Below are 18,326 nucleotides of genomic sequence, written 5' to 3'. Positions count from 1 at the left end.
ACTCCCCGAGGCCCGTACGACCGGCCTTGGTACTACTGCTCTTCGTGGACCTCGACCCCGAACTCATCGCCCTCCGCCCTCTCGGCGGCTTCTTCGTCCTACGCGCCTCCGGAGTACCGGGGAGATCCCTGCCCACCCTGGCCGAGATCTATGAGGGCGCATCGTCGGACGTTTACGAAAATTCTATGACTTTCCGCGTCCGGAAGGTGGCCGAATCCCTGCACGCCCCCGAGTTGCGGATCGCCGCCTCGGTGGCCCAGCAGGGCCTCGCCGCCCGGCTCTGGTCGGTGGCGCTCGGCTGCGCGACGCTCTACGGCGCTCTCCCCGACCTCAACCCTGATCTGCTGCGCTGGGACCCTGACGGCAGCGCCCCGGACGACCTGTGGCTGACCGAGGTGCGCCCCTCGGCCGCGGACCCGGTGGACGCCGTACTGCACGGTCACCTGGAACCGCTGACGGCACTGGTGCACGAGCGCTACCGGGTCGCCGAGGGGTTGCTGTGGGGCAACGCCGGATCCGCGCTCGCCGGGGCCGCCCGGCAGCTGGAGCGGTGGGCCCGGGCACAGGGCCGGGCCGAGGACGTCGTACGCATCCGGGCGCTGACCGCAGCGCTCCTCGCTCACCCCCTCCTGGCGGGCACCCTCGACGCGAGCGGGCGGCGGCGCAGTTGCTGCCTCTATTACCGGGTGCCGGGTGGCGGTGTGTGCGGCGACTGCTGCTTCACACGGCCTCCTGGCTCTTCCCCGCGCGCCGCATCTGGGTGACCATGAGGGAACCGGCCGAGACAGGGGGTTGCGGGTGCGAGTGGGACTGCTGACCCGGGAGTACCCGCCGGATGTGTACGGCGGCGCTGGTGTGCATGTGGAGTTCCTCGCCCGGGAGTTGAGGCCCCTGGTCGACCTGGAGGTGCACTGCTGGGGCGAGGGCCGCGCCGAGGGCGTGCTGCGCCACCGACCCTGGACCGCGCTCGACACCGCCAACGACGCGCTGCGCACCTTCTCCGTCGACCTCGCGATGGCCGCCGCCCTGGAGGGCAGCGAAGTCGTCCACTCCCACACCTGGTACGCCAATCTCGGCGGCCACCTGGGCAAGCTGCTGTACGGCATCCCGCATGTGATGACCGCGCACTCCCTGGAGCCGCTGCGCCCCTGGAAGGCCGAGCAACTCGGCGGCGGATACGCCCTGTCCAGCTGGGCCGAGCGCACCGCGATCGAGGCCGCGGACGCGGTGATCGCCGTGTCGGGTGCCATGCGCGAGGACATCCTGGCCTGCTACCCGGGTCTCGACCCGGCGCGTGTGCGAGTGGTGCACAACGGCATCGACACCGGCCTGTACCGCCCTGATCACGGCACCGACGTCCTGGACCGGATCGGCCTGGACCGGAGCCGCCCGTACGTGCTGTTCGTCGGCCGGATCACCCGCCAGAAGGGCGTGCCCCATCTGCTGCGCGCGGTACGGGACATCGACCCGGCCGCCCAGGTCGTGCTGTGCGCCGGAGCCCCGGACACCCCGGAGATCGACCGCGAGTTCCGCGAGCTGTACGAGGAGCTGAGCCGGGTCCGCGCGGGTGTGCACTGGATCCCGCAGATGCTGCCGCGGCCCGAGGTGATCCAACTCCTCACGCATGCCGCCGTGTTCGTCTGCCCCTCGGTGTACGAACCGCTCGGCATCGTCAACCTGGAGGCGATGGCCTGCGGAACTCCCGTCGTGGCCTCCCAGGTCGGCGGGATCCCCGAGGTCGTCGAGGACGGCAAGACGGGGCTTCTGGTGCCGGTGGACGACGACTTCGAGGGCGCCCTCGCGCGGGCCCTGGACTCCGTCCTCGGTGATCCGGAGGGCGCCCGTTCGATGGGTGAGGCCGGACGGGAGCGCGCGGTGGGGGAGTTCGGCTGGGACGCGGTGGCGCGGCGCACGGCTCGCCTCTACGAGGAGATCCTCGAACAGGCGTAGCGGGCCGTGCGCGGGGGCAGGCATGGATCAACCACGGTGAGGGGAGCGGCCATGCGTCGTGGCGGACCTTCGGTGCTCGGAATCGTGCTGGCGGGCGGAGAAGGCAAACGCCTGATGCCCCTGACCACGGACCGCGCGAAACCAGCGGTCACCTTCGGCGGCACCTACCGCCTTGTCGACTTCGTCCTGTCCAACCTCGTCAACGGCGACATCCTGCGCATCTGCGTGCTCACGCAGTACAAGTCGCACTCGCTGGACCGCCACATCACCACCACCTGGCGGATGTCCAGCCTGCTCGGCAACTACGTCACCCCGGTCCCGGCCCAGCAGCGCCTCGGCCCGCGCTGGTACCTGGGCAGCGCGGACGCGATCCTCCAGTCCCTGAACCTGATCCACGACGAACGCCCCGAGTACGTCGCCGTGTTCGGCGCCGATCACGTGTACCGCATGGACCCGCGGCAGATGCTCGCCCAGCACATCGAGTCCGGCGCGGGGGTGACCGTGGCCGGGATCCGCGTCCCGCGCACCGAGTCCTCCTCCTTCGGGGTGATCAGCCCCGGCTCCGACGGGCAGACGGTGGAGCGGTTCCTGGAGAAGCCCGCCGACCCGCCGGGTCTCGCGGACGACCCCGAGTCCGTGTTCGCCTCGATGGGCAACTACATCTTCACCACCAAGGCCCTCGTCGAGGCGCTCCAGCGGGACGCCGAGGACGACTCCTCCGTGCACGACATGGGCGGCTCGATCCTGCCCCAGCTCACCGACCGGGGCGAGGCCCAGCTGTACGACTTCAGCGCCAACCACGTGCCCGGCGAGACGACCCGGGACCGGGGGTACTGGCGGGACGTCGGCACCCTGGACGCGTACTACGACGCCCACATGGACCTGATCGCCGAGCGGCCCGCCTTCAACCTCTACAACCGGCAGTGGCCGATCTACACCCACTCCGGCCAGCTCTCCCCGGCCCGGTTCAGCGCGGGCGGCATCGCGGGGGAGTCGATCATCAGCGCGGGCTGTCTGATCCGCGGCCAGGTCACCCGGTCCGTGCTCTCGCCGGGGGTGGTGGTCGACCCCGGGGCGGTGGTCCAGGGCTCGGTGCTGCACGACAACGTGCGCATAGGCCGGGGCGCGGTCGTGCGCGGGGCGGTGCTGGACAAGAACGTGGAAGTGCCGCCGGGCGCGACGATCGGCGTCAACCCGGAGCGGGACACCGAGCTGTACACGGTCTCCAAGGGCGGGGTCATCGCCTTGGGGAAGGGGCAGCAGGTGTCCTGACCTCGCGCTCGGTGTGATCCCTGTTGCTTCTGTGACGGAAGAGGCGGGGGATGCACCCAAGGGGTTGGACTTAATCTGCTGTTAACTGTGCGTAGCTTGATCGTACTTGACCGTAATCGCTCTGGGGCGATTGACTGCTTGCCCACCCGTCGTCGACGCGAGGCAAGCCCTTGACATCTGACCTGCTGGCCCCCCTCGACCTGGCGTTCTGGAACATCGAGTCCGAGCGGCACCCGATGCACCTCGGTGCCCTCGGGGTCTTCTCCGCGCACTCGCCCACGGCCGGGGCCCACGCCGCCGACCTGCTCGCGGCCCGCGCCGCGGCGGTCCCCGGACTGCGGATGCGCATCCGGGACGTCTGGCAGCCCCTCGGCTTCCGGCAGCCGTTCGCCTTCGGCGGCGCCACCCGGGAACCCGCCGCGGACTTCGACCCGCTCGACCACGTACGGCTGCACGCCCCGACCGACGACTTCCAGACGGTCGCCGGACGCCTCATGGAGCGACCGCTGGAGCGCGGCCGGCCGCCCTGGGAGGCGCATGTGCTGCCCGGCGCGGACGGGGTGTCCTTCGCGGTGCTGTTCAAGTTCCACCACGCCCTGGCCGACGGGCTGCGCGCGCTGACCCTCGCCGCGGCCGTCCTCGACCCGATGGACCTGCCCGAGCCCCGGCCCCGCCCGGCCGAGCCCGCGCGCGGGCTGCTGCCGGACGTGCGCAAGCTGCCCGGCCTGGTCCGCGGCGCCCTGTCCGACGTGGGCCGCGCCCTCGACATCGGCGCCTCCGTCGCCGTATCGACCCTGGGCGCGCGCACCACCGCGGCGCTCACCTCCGAGGGCAGCGGCACCCGGCGCACCGCCGGAGTCGTCATCGACCTCGACGATGTGCACCGGGTGCGCAAGGCCGTCGGCGGCACCGTCAACGACGTACTGATCGCGGTTGTCGCCGGCGCGCTGCGGCGCTGGCTCGACGAGCGCGGGGACGGCAGCGAGGGCGTCGCGCCGCGCGCCCTCATCCCCGTGTCCAAGCGCCGCCCGCGCACCGCGCACCCGCAGGGCAACCGGCTCTCCGGGTACCTCATGCGGCTGCCCGTCGACGACCCCGACCCGGTGCGCCGCCTGGGCACCGTCCGCGCGGCCATGGACCGCAACAAGGACGCGGGCCCGGGCCGCGGGGCGGGCGCCGTCGCCCTGCTCGCCGACCATGTCCCGGCGCTCGGCCACCGCCTCGGTGGCCCGCTCGTCAGCCAGGCGGCCCGGCTCTGGTTCGACATCCTGGTCACCAGCGTCCCGCTGCCCAGCCTCGGCCTGAAGCTCGGCGGCAACCCGGTCACCGCGGTCTTCCCCTACGCGCCCCTGGCCCGCGGCCAGTCCCTGGCGGTCGCGGTCTCGACCTACCGCGGCGCCGTCCACTACGGCCTGGTGGCCGATGCGGAGGCGGTACCGGACCTCGACCGGCTCGCCGCGGCGTTCTCCGCCGAGGTGGAGACGCTGATCACCGCCTGCGACCCTTGACCTGACCGCATTTTGGCCCTTACGCCCGGCGCTCCGTAGAATTCCCCGTTCGAAAGGTGGCGCGGTCCTCAGGCCGCACGGGTGAGCAGGGAAACGGCAGCGGCGATGACGGTGACAGAGGAAGGCACGGCGACCACGGAAGAGGTCGTCCACGGCCCCGGCATCGACCCCGAGCGGCTGGCCGTGTGCCTCGGTGTGCTGGCGGAGCTCGACCAGCTGGAGGTCGACCACCCCGACGCGATCGCCGTGCGCCGGGCCACCGCGGGCATCTACCGCACGGTCAAGCAGCGCCGCCGCCAGGAGCGCCGGGCCGCCAAGACCGCCCACGACAAGGCGGTCACCGAGGCGACGGCGACCGGGTCCGCCCAGCGCATCGACGACGAGACGGAAGGCATCCTGCCGTCGTCGGTCACCGAGGCGGGGAAGATCGCGGGGATACTCCAGCGCCCGCGCTCCTGCTACACCTGCAAGGCCCGGTACGTGGAAGTCGACTACTTCTACCACCAGCTCTGTCCGGAATGCGCCGCCCTGAACCGCGCCAAGCGGGACGTCCGCGCCGACCTCAGCGGCAAGCGGGCCCTGCTCACCGGCGGGCGCGCCAAGATCGGCATGTACATCGCGCTGCGGCTGCTGCGCGACGGCGCGCACACCACGATCACCACGCGGTTCCCGAAGGACGCCATCCGCCGCTTCAAGGCCATGGACGACTCCGCGGACTGGATCCACCGCCTGGAGGTCGTCGGCATCGACCTGCGCGACCCGGCCCAGGCCGTCGCGCTCGCCGACCGGATGACCGAGGCGGGCCCGCTGGACATCCTGATCAACAACGCGACCCAGACGGTACGGCGGCTGCCGTCGGCGTACGGCGCGCTGGTCGAGGGCGAGTCCGCCCCGCTGCCCGCCGGTGAACTCCCCGCCCACCAGGTCATCGGCGCCTTCAACTCCGGCGCGGTCGACGGACTGACCGCGCTGCCGCTCGGTGTCTCCGGTCTGGACGCGCAGAAGGTGGCCGACCTCGCGCTGGTCGCCGGCAACGCCAGCGTGGAGCGGCACCGCGACGGCACCGCCATCGACGCGGGCGGCCTCGTCCCCGACGTCGTCGACACCAACACCTGGGTGCAGACCATCGAGCAGATCTCCCCGGTGGAGCTGCTGGAAACCCAGCTGTGCAACTACACGGCGCCGTTCATCCTCATCAGCATGCTCCGCCCGGTGATGGCGGAGGCGGCGCGCAAGGCGTCCTCCGGCCGCGCCTACGTCGTCAACGTCTCCGCCATGGAGGGCGTGTTCGGCCGCGGCTACAAGGGCGCGGGGCACCCGAACACCAACGCCGCCAAGGCCGCGATGAACATGGTGACCCGGACCAGCGCCCAGGAGATGTTCCAGTCCGACGGCATCCTCATGACCTCGGTGGACACCGGCTGGATCACCGACGAACGCCCCCACTACGACAAGCTCCGCCTCGCCGAGGAGGGCTTCCACGCCCCCCTCGACCTGGTCGACGGCGCGGCCCGCGTCTACGACCCGATCGTCCGCGGCGAAGTGGGCGAGGACCTGTACGGCGTCTTCATGAAGGACTACGCGCCGGGCAAGTGGTAGACCGCCGGAACGGCCAGTGACATCGCACGCGCGTGCGGGGAGCCCCTCCCCGTGCGCGCGTGCTGTGTGTGCTCCCGTCATGCGCCCTTGTGAGCCGGGCTGTTTCCCGCCACCTTCGGATTCCGGAGCAACGCGACCGCTCCGGAGAAGCGCGACCACCTGATCCGCGAAACTCGTCCGCACCGCGATTCGACACGGCATCCTGGGGAATCGTTCGAACACCCACAGGACGCCGGGAAATAGCATGCCGGGTATGGCTGATTTGCTCGCATTCATCGACGCCGAGGTGTCGGGCTCGAACGATCTGGAACCCACCCTCTCCGCCGTCTGCGACAGTGGTCGGCTGCGCGAACATCTGCTGATCTCGGCAAAAGAACGGGCCTCGTTGGCCGACACGCTGTGCTATCGGCATCCGAACGGGTTCTACAAGATGAAGCTGATGTCTCCTGGCGCCGACTCTTGGTCCCTGCGCGTGCACGTGTGGGACCGGCCCGTCCCGCCGTCCGACGCGCACAACCACCGTTGGAACTTCGCCTCCTTCGTCGCCTCCGGCACCCTGCTCGAAACGCGGTTCGACCTTGAGCGGGACCAGGGCGACACGCCCGTCCACCGGCTGTCGAAAGACGCGTCGGGCACCTACCACTACGCGCCCGACGGCGTGGGGCGGGTCCGCGTCACGCGCACCATCCGGCGTGAAGCCGGGCAGGCGTACATGCTCGACCATCGCGTACTTCATCGCGCCGACCCCGATGGCCGACACCCCGTCGTCACCGTCGTCCTGCAGGGCCGCGACCTCACAGGTACCACGACGGTCATCCCCGCCGAGCACCGCACGCAACGCGCCGCCACCACGGCCGTCACCCGGCTCGGCGGCGACGACATCGCCGACCTCATGGAACTGGTGGCAGAAAGACTGGTGACATGACCCTCTCCCCAGCGGGCAATCCCGACGGCGTTCGCATATTCGCCAAGTACGCCCGATTGTGGGCGGTGCTGGTCATGCTCGGAGCGACCGTGGTGGGCGTGGTGCTCACCCTGTGGGGTCTGCTCTTCGACCTGGACGAAGAGTGGTCGACGGCGCTGGCCGCCATCGGCGAGTCGGTGATCGCCTCGGTCTTCATCTACGTCATGGTCTCCCTGTTCCTCGATCCGGTCCGGCAGCGCTTACAGGCCCAGGAACTCGCCGGGTATGCCATCGACGTGGCCCACTCGCAGTTCCGCGAGCGCTTCGAGGCATCCCTGCCGAGCGGGGTCTTCGAATCGGCGGATGTGCCGAAACTGGCCTTCCGGGAGGCGTTCCAGGTCCTCCTCGAATCGTCCACGCGCTACGACAGCAAGGGCGGCGCCGCCGAGTTCGCCACCTTCCGGTTGAGCCAGGGCGCCGAGAAGCGGGCCTTTCGCCGGCTGGATCAAATCAGGCTCTGCATCATCGACCCGCGTGCCGAGGAATGTCTGCGGGCCCATGTGGTGATGCGGCTGCGCGAACGGCGCGCGGTGGCCACCCAGCAGCGGGTCGACGACGACATCGCGACGCTCCAAGGTCGGGTCTTCGTCTCCCTCACCGCCCTCCACGATCTCCGCGTGGCACTGCCCACCACCGTCTACCTCCACCGCGACCTGCCGTTCTTTCGGTGCGAGATGTTCGACAGCGGGATGTTCCTGACGTACTACCTCGACGGCACCGAGTACCCGGAGAACCTTCAGTTCTCCTCCAAGACCCGCCCCTACCGCGCCTATCACGCCAGCCTCGACATGACCCGCCGGTTCGCGAGCAAGGTCATCCCCTTCGGGACGGGCGTACCGCATGCCATCGAGACGGATCAGCAATTCGGCGACCTGCTGACCGAACTCGGCTGCACTCTTCCGCTGGACGAGCTCCGCACCCTGCGCGACCGCCGGTTCGAGGAGTTCCGGTCCCAGCTCAGGGCGGCGGGGATCGATGAGCGGGACATCTTCTGACGCGTCACGGCAGGTCACCGGGGGTTCGGGAGCGGAGCGCGGCCTGTACGGCGCTGCCCCGTGCCGACTGGGCCGCCCGCACCCGCGTCCCCCCGTCCACCACCAGATCGGCGCCCGTGACCCATTGGGCCGCGTCCGAGGCGAGCCAGGCGACGGCTCGGGCGATGTCCTCGGGGTCGCCGATGCGGCCCAGGGGCATGGTGTCGGTGATCTGTTGCTCGGCGTGCTGCCAGACGAAGCGGGCCATTTCGGTGCGGATCAGGCCGGGGGAGACCGAGTTGACGCGGACCTTCGGGGCCAGTTCGCCTGCGAGTTGGCGGGTGAGGTGGAGGAGGGCGGACTTGGTCGTGCCGTAGGTGCCGGTGTTCGGGCCCACGTGGTCGGCGCCCTCCGTGCAGATGTTGACGACCGCGCCGCCGTGGTCGCGCATCCAGGCCCGCCAGGCGTGCTGGGTCAGGCGCAGGGGTGCCTCGACGTTCACCGTGAAGGCGGTGCGCCAGTCGAGGGGGTCCACGGTCATCAGGGGGCCGTAGGGGCGGTTGGTCGCCGCGTTGTTGACGACGATGTCCAGGCGGCCGAATTCGGCTACGCAGAGGTCGGTCAGGGCGTGGAGGTGGGCGGGGTCGGACACGTCGCCGGGTAGGCCGCTGCCGCCCAGGGCCGCCGCCGTGCGTTCCACTTCCTGTGCGTTCCTCGCCGTCACGCACACCCGTGCCCCCGCCTCCGTCAGCGCTCGGGCGACGGCCAGGCCGATACCCCGGGTCGCGCCGGTGACGATGGCGGCCCTGCCCTTGAGTCCGTACGGCGGCGTCATCGGCGTACCGTCTCATGACGGTCCGTCAGTCGACAGCCCCCAGGCGGGAGTTCCGGGCCGCGAGGAGTTCCAGTACGGTGCGCCAGTCCTCCAGGACGCCGGCGTCGAAGGCGGCGTCGCGGCCCTCCTCGCCGGCCTGCCGCAGCCGTAGCAGGTCCTCGTCCAAGGGGGCGGCGGGGTGGCCGTTGGCGCGGACCAGGTGGGCCACGCGCTCGCCGAGCAGCGGGCGTACGGCGTTTGCCGCGCAGTCCGGCTGGGCGGAGCGGTCGCCGGGCCTGAGCAGCGGGCCGATGGCCTGGACCAGGCCCGCCACCTGGAGTTCCTTGTCGGCGGGGCGGCTGCGGCGCAACAGCGCGGCGGTGCGCAGCGCGTGCCCGCCCCGGCAGGCGTACAGCAGATCCATCAGCTCTTCGACACTGCGCAGCTCCATGCGCCAGTCCTCCCGCCGGACAAGCCGTTGCCGTCCGTCAGCAGATCATGGGTGGCTTGCGATACGGCCAACAGGACCTGAATTGCGTGCTCGATGAGGTGCAGGGCGACCCAAGTGGCGGTGTGGGGGGAGAAAACAGGACGACTTCAGACAGTAACCCCGAGTTTTCAGCCCCATCGAGCGGGGGCCCGCTCATTTGGTTACTCTGTAGCGGACGGACAACAGCACGGGGTCCCACCCGCACCCACGTGCTCCGTACGAGAAACCGGCGCCACCGCGTCCGAAACGCATCGATTCATACCCGAGCGGGCTCCAGACGCCGGGCGCAGCGGCCCGGCGCAGGTGGTCCCGAGGGTGACCCGACACATAAGGAGTGCGCGGTGACACCGGAGAAGACAAAGCACGATCAACGCCCCGAGGAGCGCCCGGAGCCAGCGGGCGGCCGGTCCGGAGAGCTCGGCAGCCTGGACGTGTGGGCCCGGTCCGCCCCGATCCGCCTCGCGGGATACGAGGACGACCTCGCCGAACCCCACATCCTGCCCAGCGTGGACTGAAGGCGCCGAACGGGATTTATCCGAAGGTGACCATCGCATGGGCGTGCGAGACTGGCGCCCATGCTGATCAGAGAAGCCGTGGCCGAGGACTGGCCGCGGATCTGGCCTTTCTGGCATCGCGTCGTCTCCGCCGGCGAGACCTACTCCTGGGACCCGGACACCTCCGAAGAGGCCGCCCGGGTCCTGTGGATGAATCCGCCGAAGCGTGTATACGTCGTCGAGGACGAGACAGGCGCGATCGTCGCCTCCGCCTACCTCACCCCCAACTACGGCCGCCCCGCCGCCCATGTCGCCAACGCGGGCTTCATGGTCGACCCGGACCACGCGGGCCGCGGCATCGGCCGTCGCCTCGCCGACCACGTCCTGACGGCCGCCAAGGCGCAGGGCTACCGCGCCATGGTGTTCAACTCCGTCGTCGAGACCAACCCGGCCGTGGGGCTCTGGACGTCCCTCGGCTTCACGATCCTCGGCACGGTCCCGGAGGCCTTCGACCATCCCCGGCACGGGTTGGTGGGGCTGCACATCATGCACAAGGCCCTGTGAGGGCCCGGCAGGTCAGGCGCGGCAGCGCAGCATCTCCAGCGGGGGGTTGACCAGGTAGTCGGCCCAGAAGTCCGCGCCGAACTCGCGCACCCCGGCCTCGGAAACCTCCAGCGGCACCCAGGTCAGCTCGCTGAACCCGGCCGCCGTCAGGGCCGCTTCGTAGACCTCGCGGCGCGGGGCGGCCACTTCGATCCCGATCGGCGGGTTCAGCAGCGCCGTGACCCGGAAGCGCGGTCCGGTCTCGGTCTCCTCGCCGGTCGGCTCGCAGCGGAAGCCGTACTTCTGAAGGACCGCCGGGTCGGGACGGTAGTCGGGCGACTGGCAGAGCACGAAGAACTCGCCGCCGGGCGCCAGGCTTTGGTGCACATGGCGGCACATGCGCTCCAGAGTGGCGATGTCGGGCGCGTAGTTGAGCAACTGGACGCCGGCGGCGATGTCGAAGCGTCGCTCCAGGGAGCGCAGTTCGGCGACATCGCCCACCTCGTAGCGCACACCCAGCGGATCCTGGTCCTCCAGCCTCTGCGCGGCGGCGACCATTTCCCCCGAGATGTCGATGCCGAGCACGTCCGTGGCGCCGCGCCGCTTGAACTCCCGGCTGTAGAAACCGGTGCCGGAGGCGAGGTCGAGGACCGACTTACCGCTCACGTCACCGACCAGGCCCAGGAAGCCCGGCACCTCCGCATATCGCGTCAACGGCAGGGACTTGAAGCCCTCGAACGCCTCACCGATCTTGTCGTACTGCTGCACGCTCACCGTGGTGTCCTTCCGCTGCCTCGGTCATGTCCTTGGCAGTCTCTCCACATCACGCAGAGCGTCCGTACTGGCAGAAACACCAAAGATCCGGATCGCGGAACAACAATTCCGACGGAGCCTCAGTCCTCCAGCGGCGCCGTCCGCTGCCAAGGGCGCGCCCGCTCCAATTGGGCCGCCAGCTCGAGCAGTTCGGTCTCCGCGCCCGGACGTCCGACGAGCTGTACGGCGCTGGGGGCGCCGGAGGGGAGGGTGCCGGCGGGGACGACCAGGGCGGGCCAGCCCGTGAGGTTCCAAGGCGGGGTGAAGGGCGAGTAGTTGGTGTTCGCCATGACGTTGCGCAGCCAGCCCCGCTCGTGCCAGGGCGCGGCCTCGGGGGAGCGGCGGGCCAGCGCCGGGGTGAGCAGGACGTCGTACTGCTCGAAGAACGGTTCGAGGCGTCGGCGCAGTTCCTGGCGGCTCTCGCCGTCACGGACCAGGCCCACGAAGCGGCGCCCGATCGCCGCGTGGACCCGGGTACGGCGGGTCAGCAGGCGTCGGTCCAGGCCCTGCGCGTCGACCGAGGTGCCCGCCGTCCAGTGGGCGAGGGAGGTGAGGCTCAGCGAGAGCGGGTAGGGAGGATCGGCGCGGCGCACCTGGTGGCCCGCCTTGATCAACAGGCCCGCCGTCTCCCGGGCGGCCGCGCGGTAGGGGGCGCTCACCGCGATCCCGGCGATCGGGCTGCGCAGCGACACCGCGATCCGGCGCGCCGTCGGCTCAGGACCCGGCGGGAGTTCCGCGTCGGCCAGCACCGACAGCACCAGGCGGGCGTCCTCGACGGTCGTCGCCAGCGGCCCGTTCTCCGACATGCCGAACCAGTCGCCCTCGCCGATGCCCGCCGGTACCAGGCCCCGGCCCGGCTTGAGAGTCACCAGACCGCAGTTGGCCGCGGGTATGCGCAGCGAACCCATGCCGTCGTTGCCGAGGGCGATCGGTACCAGGCCCGCGGCGACCGCGGCCGCGCTGCCGCCCGACGAACCGCCCGCCGAGCGCGTGGTGTCCCACGGGTTGCGGGCGATGCCGTGCACGCCGTCCGTGGTGCCGAACACGCACAGCTCCGGCACGTTGGTCAGCCCCACCACCACGGCGCCCGCCGCGCGCAGCCGTTCCACGGTGACGTGGTCACCGGGGCAGGGAGCCTCCGAGGTCGCGGCGGAGCCCACGCGCAGGGACTCGCCGGTCACCGCGAGATTGTCCTTGACCGCCACCGGGACGCCCGCCAGCGGCAGTTCGGCCAGATCGCCGCGCTCGCCCAGGGCCTCGGCCTCGGCGAGCGCCGCCTTGCCGCGCACCTTGCGGAAGGCGCCGACCCGGCCGTCCAGGCGCGCGATCCGCTCAAGATGCTCGGCGACCACCTCCCGGGGCGTGACCCGCTTCTCCCGTACGGCGGCGGCGATCTCGACGGCGGTCCGGCCGACCCAGGTGGTCACAGAGGGGCTCCTTCAGGTACTGCGCAGAGGATTACTCGCGGGTACGTCGAGGAGAACTCTGCCTGTCGCCGGGCCCCGAGTCGAGAGTGCGGATCAACGCAGATGCCGCTCGAAGAACGCCGTCGTCGCCACCATCGACCGCGGCCACTGCGGGCCGAAGGTGTGCCCCTCGCCCGGGTACTCGCGCAGTTCCACGTCCTTGCCGGCCGCCTCGAACGCCGCGACCGTGCGCTTGGACCAGGCGAGGGGGCAGGTGTCGTCGGCGGTGCCGTGGTGGATGAGGAGGGGCTCGGTGACTCGGTGCACGAAGGTCAGCGGGGAGACGTTGCGCCAGAACTCCGGGTTCTCCTCGGGTGTGCCGTGCGCGGCGTCGATCTCGGCGGCGATCGGGTCGCCCTCGCCGCGCTGGAAGCGGTCGATGTTGTCCTGCGGTCTGCCGCTGACGGGTGCGAAGACCACGGCCGCGTCCACCAGACCGGGCGCCACGACCAGGGTGTTGTACACGACCCCGCCGCCCATCGAGCGCCCGAGCAGCCCGATCCGGTCGGGGTCGATCTCCGGACGGCCCGAACCGCGCAGGGCCAGCACCGCGCCGATGACGTCCGAGGTGTAGCCGAGACGCAGGTTCACGTTGTTGTCGGGGTCGTCGTCGGAGCGGGCGTGGTTGCGGTAGTCGGAGTGCAGGACGACATAGCCCTCGCGGGCGAGCAGGTCCTGTTCGCGGGCCAGACCCCGGCCGGTGGTGTAGACGGCGGGGTCGATATAGCCGTGCGCGAGCACCAGCGCCGGGAAGGGCCCCTTGCCGCGGGGGATGTTCATCAGCCCCGAGATCGTCAGTCCGTCGCTCTCGTACGTCACCGCGTACGAGGTGTAGGCGTCGGTGCGGGCCAGGACGGTGCCGAGGCGGAGGTCGGAGCCGGTGTGGTCGCGCTGGATCAGCGCCTGGATCGACACCGGGTCGACGGGTGTGGGGGAGGGGGAGGCAGTTGTCGTACGGGCGGCGGGGTTTGTGGGCGCGGCCTTCTCCCCGCCGCCCGTGCAGCCCATCGCCAGCAGCAGCGACAGCCCGGCGGCGGCACTGGCCAGTCTCCGCAGGCGCATACGGCCATTGTCCCCCTGGCAGGGTGCGGCGGGAGCCGTTCAGCTCCGTCGGGCCACCCCCGTACTGTCCCGCTCGATCAACCGCGGCACCGGCACCCGTACCGTCCGGGCCGGGCCACCGTCCAGCAGGGCCGTCAGCTCGCGGGCCGCCGTGCGGCCGAACTCGACGCTGTCCCGGGAGAGGGCGGACAGCCAGGGCTTGACCATGCGGCACAGTGCCGAGTCCTCCCAGGCCACCACCGACACCTCGGCCGGTACCGAGAAGCCCAGTTCGGTGGCGGCGGCGACCCCGGCGACGGCCATCACGTCGTTGTCGTAGATCAGCGCGGTCGGGGGAGCGTCGGCCCGCAAGACCCGCCGGGTCACCGCCGCCGCTGCCGCGTCCGAGTAGTCCGTGGTCACGGACTGCACCTCGGTGAGACCGCGCCGGGCGGCCTCGGCGGCCAGGGTGCGGATCCGGCGTTCGGTGTGCGCGAGACCGGGCAGGCCCGCGATGTGCACGATCCGGCGGTGGCCGAGGGCGTGCAGACCGTCCACCACCGACGCCATCGCGCCCGCGTCGTCCGCCCACACCGTGGACAGACCCGGATGGCGCTCCTCGGGCGCGCCGCCGATCACCACGGCGGGCAGGCCCAGTTCGTCGAGGAGGTCGGGCCGGGGGTCGTCGGTGCGGGGGTCGACCACCAGCACCCCGTCCACCCGGTGCTCGGCCCACCAGCGCCGGTACACCGCGCACTCGTCGGCGACGTCCTCCACCACCTGGAACAGCAGCCCGAGATGACGCTCGGCCAGCACCTCCTGTATGCCGGAGACCAGTTGGAGGAAGAAGGAGTCCACGCCGAGCGTGTCCGCCGGCCGCGCCAGCACGAAGCCGACCGTCGCCGCACCCTCCCCGGACAGGGCCCGCGCCGCCGTGCTCGGCCGCCAACCCAGCTCCTCGGCCACCTGGCGCACCCGCTCCCGGGTCTCCTCCGAGACCCCGGCCCGCCCGTTGAGCGCGAACGACACCGCGCTCTGCGAGACCCCGGCATGCCGCGCGATGTCCTTCATCGTGGGCCGCCGGGCCGGTGACCGCCTGCCTGCCACGGTGTCTCCCCATTCCTCCGACACATTCCGGCCACCAGTGTGCACTAATGCGGTTCAGCTGCGCCAACCTAATGCGCATTAGTCACTAATGCAATTAGCACTGCGCGATGCATTGACGGGCCCGCGCGGCGCCGTGCAAGGTCTGTCGTCGTCGACCGAATCCACCCCGAAGGAGGCCGGTTCACGGTGCCCGTTTCCCGCAGAAACCTCGCTGCCGCTCTCGCCGTCTGTGTCGTCCTGCCGCTCAGTGCCTGCGGCTCCGGTGACGACGGAGGGGGCTCCTCCGACGCCTCCGGCAAGATCGAGGGCGACATCACTTTCCAGACCTGGAACCTGAGAGCGAACTTCAAGGACTACTTCGAAGGGCTGATCGCCGACTTCGAGAAGAAGTACCCGGGCACCAACGTCAAATGGGTCGACCAGCCCGCCGAGGGTTACGCCGACAAGATCAGCGCGGACGCGGCCGGCGGCACCCTGCCCGACGTCGTCAACGTCTCGCCCGACCTGGTCGCCCCGCTCGCCAAGGCGGGCCTCGCGGCGGACCTGGACAAGGACGCCGCCCAGTACAAGAAGGAGTACCTGGACGGCGCCTGGGCCAGCCACCGGATACCGGGCATGGGCGGCACGTACGCCTTCCCCTGGTACCTCAACACCGGCCCGCTGTTCTACAACAAGTCCCTGTTCAAGGAAGCGGGGCTCGACGCCGACCAGCCGCCGACGACGTACGACGAACTCTTCGCGAACGCCCTGACCATCGCGGAGAAGACCGACGGCAAGGTCGCCACCCTCGCCAATGTCCCCACCGTCGAGGACTTCGGGCGCTACGGCGTCCCGCTGATGAACGACGAGGGCACCGGCTTCGCCTTCAACGACGCCAAGGGGGTCGAACTTCTCACCAAGTACAAGGAGTTGTACGACGCCAAGGCCCTCGACCCGCAGGCGCTCACCGCCACCCCGGAGTCGTCCGGGAAGAAGTTCCTCACCGAGGCTGTCGCCATGAACCCCGGCAGCGCCCTGGACCTCGGCAACTTCAAGAAGCAGGCGCCGAACCTGTACAAGAACATCGGCATCACCGACCAGATCACCAGCACGGGGCACGTCAACATGTACGTGATGGGCGTGATGGTCAACTCCCAGACCAAGCGGAAGCCCGCCGCCGTCGCCTTCGCGCACTACGTCACCGACGCCGAGCACCAGATGTCCTTCGCCAAGAAGGTCGCGATCTTCCCGAGCACGGCAGGGTCGCTGGACGACCCGTACTTCACGAAGGAGGACGGGACCGACGAGACACGGGTGCGGATCGCCGCCGCCAAGTCGCTGAAGAACGCGGTCAATTACACGCCGGTGCTGTTCAGCGAGCAGATGAAGACCGAGCTGCGCAACGAGGTCGCCAAGGCGCTCCAGGGCAAGGAGAGCCCAAAGGAAGCGCTTGACAACGCTGTCGAGGCCTGCGACCGGCTCCTCCAGCAGCAGGGGTAGCGATGGCCACCGTGTCCCGGGTGCGGCGTCAACTGCCGCTGAGCCCCTGGCTGTTCGCCGCTCCCGGCCTGCTGGTCATCGGCGTCTTCATCCTCTACCCGTTCGTCTCCACCCTGGTCAACGCCTTCACCGACCGACGCACGCTGATCGAGGGCGAGTTCATCGGCCTCGACAACTTTCGCGAGCTGCTGCACGACGACATGTTCTGGATCGGGCTGCGCAACAGCACGCTGTACGTCCTCGGTGTGGTCCCGGCGCTGGTGATCCTGCCGCTGCTGCTGGCGCTGCTCGTGCAGAAGAACATCCCCGGCATCGCCTTCTTCCGCTCCGCCTTCTACACCCCCGTCGTCGCCTCGATCGTCGTGGTGGGGCTGATCTGGGTGTGGCTGCTCGACGAACGCGGCCTGGTGAACTCGCTGCTGGAGACCATCGGCGTCGGCCGGGTCGGATTCCTCAGCGACCAGTGGCTGCTGCTGCTCAGCGCCATGGCCGTCACGGTCTGGAAGGGCCTCGGCTACTACATGATCATTTACCTGGCGGCCCTCGCCAACGTCCCCCGCGAACTCCACGAGGCCGCCGCGGTCGACGGCGCGGGCGCCGTACGGCGCTTCGTCACGGTCACCGTCCCCGCGGTCCGGTCGACCATGGTGCTGGTCGGGGCGCTGTCGTCGGTGGCCGCCTTCAAGGTGTTCTCGGAGGTCTACCTGATGGCCGGGCCGAGCGGCGGCCCCGCCGGTGAGGACACCACGCTCGTGATGCTCGTCCAGCGCACCGGCACGGGTCTGACCGGCCGGGTCGGCTACGCCTCCGCGATCTCGGTCGTCGTCTTCGTCGTCACCGTCGCGCTGATGCTGCTCGTCCTGCGCGCCGACCGGAGGGAGGACGGATGAGCGTCATCGAGAAGGTACGGCCACAGCTCGTGAAATCCGGGCCCCGGGTCACCGACGAACACGGCAAGCGGGTACGCGTCTGGGAACTCGCCCTGCGTTACGCCCTGTTGCTCGCCGTCCTCGCCCTCACCGTCGGCCCGTTCCTGTGGCAGCTGTCCACCTCGCTGAAGGGCCCCACCGAGGACATCTACACCTCCCCGCCGAAGTTCCTGCCGGGCGACCCCACCCTGCACAACTACGAGCGCGTCGCCGACACCATCCCGGTCTGGGACTACGCCCTCAACTCGCTGAAGGTCGCCACCGCCAACGTCGTGACCAACTGCGTCGGTTCGGCCCTCGCCGGCTACGCGCTGGCCCGGCTGCGCTACCGGGGCCGCCGCGCCGCCACGCTCGCGTTCATCCTCGCGATGCTGGTCCCCGTGGAGGGCATCATCATCGCCCAGTTCACCACCATGCGGGAGCTCGGCCTCAACAACACCCTCGTCGGCGTGGTGCTCCCCGGTTCCATCAGCGCGCTGAACGTACTGCTGATGCGCAACGCCTTCCTCAACCTGCCCTACGAGATCGAGGAGGCGGCCTTCGTCGACGGCGCCAACGTGTGGCAGCGGTTCGTACGGATCGCGCTGCCGGCGGTCAAGGGCACCCTGGCCGTCGTGGCGATCTTCGCCTTCATGGGCGCCTGGGACGACTTCCTGTGGCCGCTCATCGTGCTGAGCGATCCGTCGAAGTTCACGCTCACCATCGGCCTCAACTATCTGCACGGCACCTTCGCCAACGACGAACGGCTCGTCGCCGCGGGCACGGTCATCGCCGTCGCCCCGCTGATCGCCCTCTTCGCCTGTCTCCAGCGGTACTTCTTCCGCGGGGTCGGCGAGGGAGCGGTGAAGGGCTGAACCCCCCTCTCGTGTGTGACAAGGACACT

Annotated in this window: 18 protein-coding genes; 12 read left to right on the top strand and 6 right to left on the bottom strand. The window is 70.4% G+C overall.

The window, feature by feature from the left end; translation table 11 throughout:
• The first annotated feature begins 26 nt into the window (after positions 1-26).
• From BN159_RS07100 to BN159_RS07070, 7 genes are all read left to right on the top strand, one after another.
• Positions 27-764, top strand: a complete 738-nt coding sequence (locus BN159_RS07100; protein WP_015656248.1) for a (2Fe-2S)-binding protein — start codon at positions 27-29, stop codon at positions 762-764.
• Between the two features lie 34 nt (positions 765-798).
• On the top strand, positions 799-1,950 hold the full coding sequence (glgA, locus tag BN159_RS07095; RefSeq protein ID WP_015656247.1) for a glycogen synthase: 1,152 nt from the start codon (positions 799-801) through the stop codon (positions 1,948-1,950).
• A gap of 51 nt (positions 1,951-2,001) precedes the next feature.
• Positions 2,002-3,222 (top strand): glucose-1-phosphate adenylyltransferase, encoded by a 1,221-nt coding sequence (gene glgC, locus BN159_RS07090; RefSeq protein WP_015656246.1) that lies wholly within the window; start codon positions 2,002-2,004, stop codon positions 3,220-3,222.
• Between the two features lie 170 nt (positions 3,223-3,392).
• Positions 3,393-4,730 (top strand): wax ester/triacylglycerol synthase family O-acyltransferase, encoded by a 1,338-nt coding sequence (locus BN159_RS07085; RefSeq protein WP_015656245.1) that lies wholly within the window; start codon positions 3,393-3,395, stop codon positions 4,728-4,730.
• Positions 4,731-4,835: 105 nt separating this feature from the next.
• Positions 4,836-6,329, top strand: a complete 1,494-nt coding sequence (locus tag BN159_RS07080) for an SDR family NAD(P)-dependent oxidoreductase (RefSeq protein ID WP_015656244.1) — start codon at positions 4,836-4,838, stop codon at positions 6,327-6,329.
• A gap of 253 nt (positions 6,330-6,582) precedes the next feature.
• On the top strand, positions 6,583-7,254 hold the full coding sequence (locus tag BN159_RS07075) for a hypothetical protein (RefSeq protein WP_157901081.1): 672 nt from the start codon (positions 6,583-6,585) through the stop codon (positions 7,252-7,254).
• Positions 7,251-8,288, top strand: coding sequence for a hypothetical protein (locus tag BN159_RS07070; RefSeq protein WP_015656242.1), 1,038 nt, complete (start codon positions 7,251-7,253; stop codon positions 8,286-8,288). Before BN159_RS07075 ends, BN159_RS07070 begins: the two co-directional genes overlap by 4 nt.
• Before the next feature lie 4 nt (positions 8,289-8,292).
• On the opposite strand, the gene BN159_RS07065 is transcribed toward BN159_RS07070, so the two are convergent.
• Together BN159_RS07065 and BN159_RS07060 are read right to left on the bottom strand one after the other, a co-directional pair.
• A complete protein-coding gene (locus tag BN159_RS07065; RefSeq protein WP_015656241.1) occupies positions 8,293-9,102 on the bottom strand; it encodes an SDR family oxidoreductase in 810 nt (269 codons plus the stop codon).
• A gap of 25 nt (positions 9,103-9,127) precedes the next feature.
• Entirely contained in the window at positions 9,128-9,532 is a 405-nt protein-coding gene (locus BN159_RS07060) for a hypothetical protein (RefSeq protein ID WP_015656240.1), read from the bottom strand.
• 380 nt (positions 9,533-9,912) lie between these two features.
• Between BN159_RS07060 and BN159_RS46125 the strand changes: the two genes are divergently transcribed.
• The gene (locus BN159_RS46125; protein WP_015656239.1) at positions 9,913-10,086 is read left to right on the top strand and encodes a hypothetical protein; all 174 of its coding nucleotides are present in this window, start codon (positions 9,913-9,915) and stop codon (positions 10,084-10,086) included.
• A gap of 60 nt (positions 10,087-10,146) precedes the next feature.
• A complete protein-coding gene (locus BN159_RS07055; protein ID WP_015656238.1) occupies positions 10,147-10,629 on the top strand; it encodes a GNAT family N-acetyltransferase in 483 nt (160 codons plus the stop codon).
• Positions 10,630-10,641: 12 nt separating this feature from the next.
• Here BN159_RS07055 and BN159_RS07050 read toward each other — a convergent pair whose 3' ends face one another.
• The 4 genes from BN159_RS07050 to BN159_RS07035 form a co-directional block, all read right to left on the bottom strand.
• Positions 10,642-11,382, bottom strand: a complete 741-nt coding sequence (locus BN159_RS07050; RefSeq protein WP_015656237.1) for a class I SAM-dependent methyltransferase — start codon at positions 11,380-11,382, stop codon at positions 10,642-10,644.
• Between the two features lie 119 nt (positions 11,383-11,501).
• Positions 11,502-12,848: an amidase gene (locus BN159_RS07045; RefSeq protein WP_015656236.1), complete on the bottom strand. Its 1,347-nt coding sequence runs from the start codon at positions 12,846-12,848 to the stop codon at positions 11,502-11,504.
• A gap of 93 nt (positions 12,849-12,941) precedes the next feature.
• Positions 12,942-13,949, bottom strand: a complete 1,008-nt coding sequence (locus BN159_RS07040; RefSeq protein WP_015656235.1) for an alpha/beta hydrolase family protein — start codon at positions 13,947-13,949, stop codon at positions 12,942-12,944.
• 39 nt (positions 13,950-13,988) lie between these two features.
• Positions 13,989-14,999, bottom strand: a complete 1,011-nt coding sequence (locus BN159_RS07035; protein ID WP_015656234.1) for a LacI family DNA-binding transcriptional regulator — start codon at positions 14,997-14,999, stop codon at positions 13,989-13,991.
• Between the two features lie 222 nt (positions 15,000-15,221).
• Here BN159_RS07035 and BN159_RS07030 point away from each other — a divergent pair, with 222 nt between their 5' ends.
• From BN159_RS07030 to BN159_RS07020, 3 genes are read left to right on the top strand one after another with little or no spacing between them, the layout of a single operon-like run.
• The gene (locus tag BN159_RS07030; RefSeq protein ID WP_015656233.1) at positions 15,222-16,514 is read left to right on the top strand and encodes an ABC transporter substrate-binding protein; all 1,293 of its coding nucleotides are present in this window, start codon (positions 15,222-15,224) and stop codon (positions 16,512-16,514) included.
• Between the two features lie 2 nt (positions 16,515-16,516).
• Positions 16,517-17,404, top strand: a complete 888-nt coding sequence (locus BN159_RS07025) for a carbohydrate ABC transporter permease (protein ID WP_015656232.1) — start codon at positions 16,517-16,519, stop codon at positions 17,402-17,404.
• Positions 17,401-18,297: a carbohydrate ABC transporter permease gene (locus BN159_RS07020; RefSeq protein WP_015656231.1), complete on the top strand. Its 897-nt coding sequence runs from the start codon at positions 17,401-17,403 to the stop codon at positions 18,295-18,297. Before BN159_RS07025 ends, BN159_RS07020 begins: the two co-directional genes overlap by 4 nt.
• Positions 18,298-18,326 lie beyond the last annotated feature (29 nt).

Source organism: Streptomyces davaonensis JCM 4913 (assembly GCF_000349325.1).
In the GTDB taxonomy this organism is placed as follows: domain Bacteria; phylum Actinomycetota; class Actinomycetes; order Streptomycetales; family Streptomycetaceae; genus Streptomyces; species Streptomyces davaonensis.
Note: the sequence above shows the minus strand (reverse complement) of the source record. Positions and strands in the feature narration are given on the sequence as shown.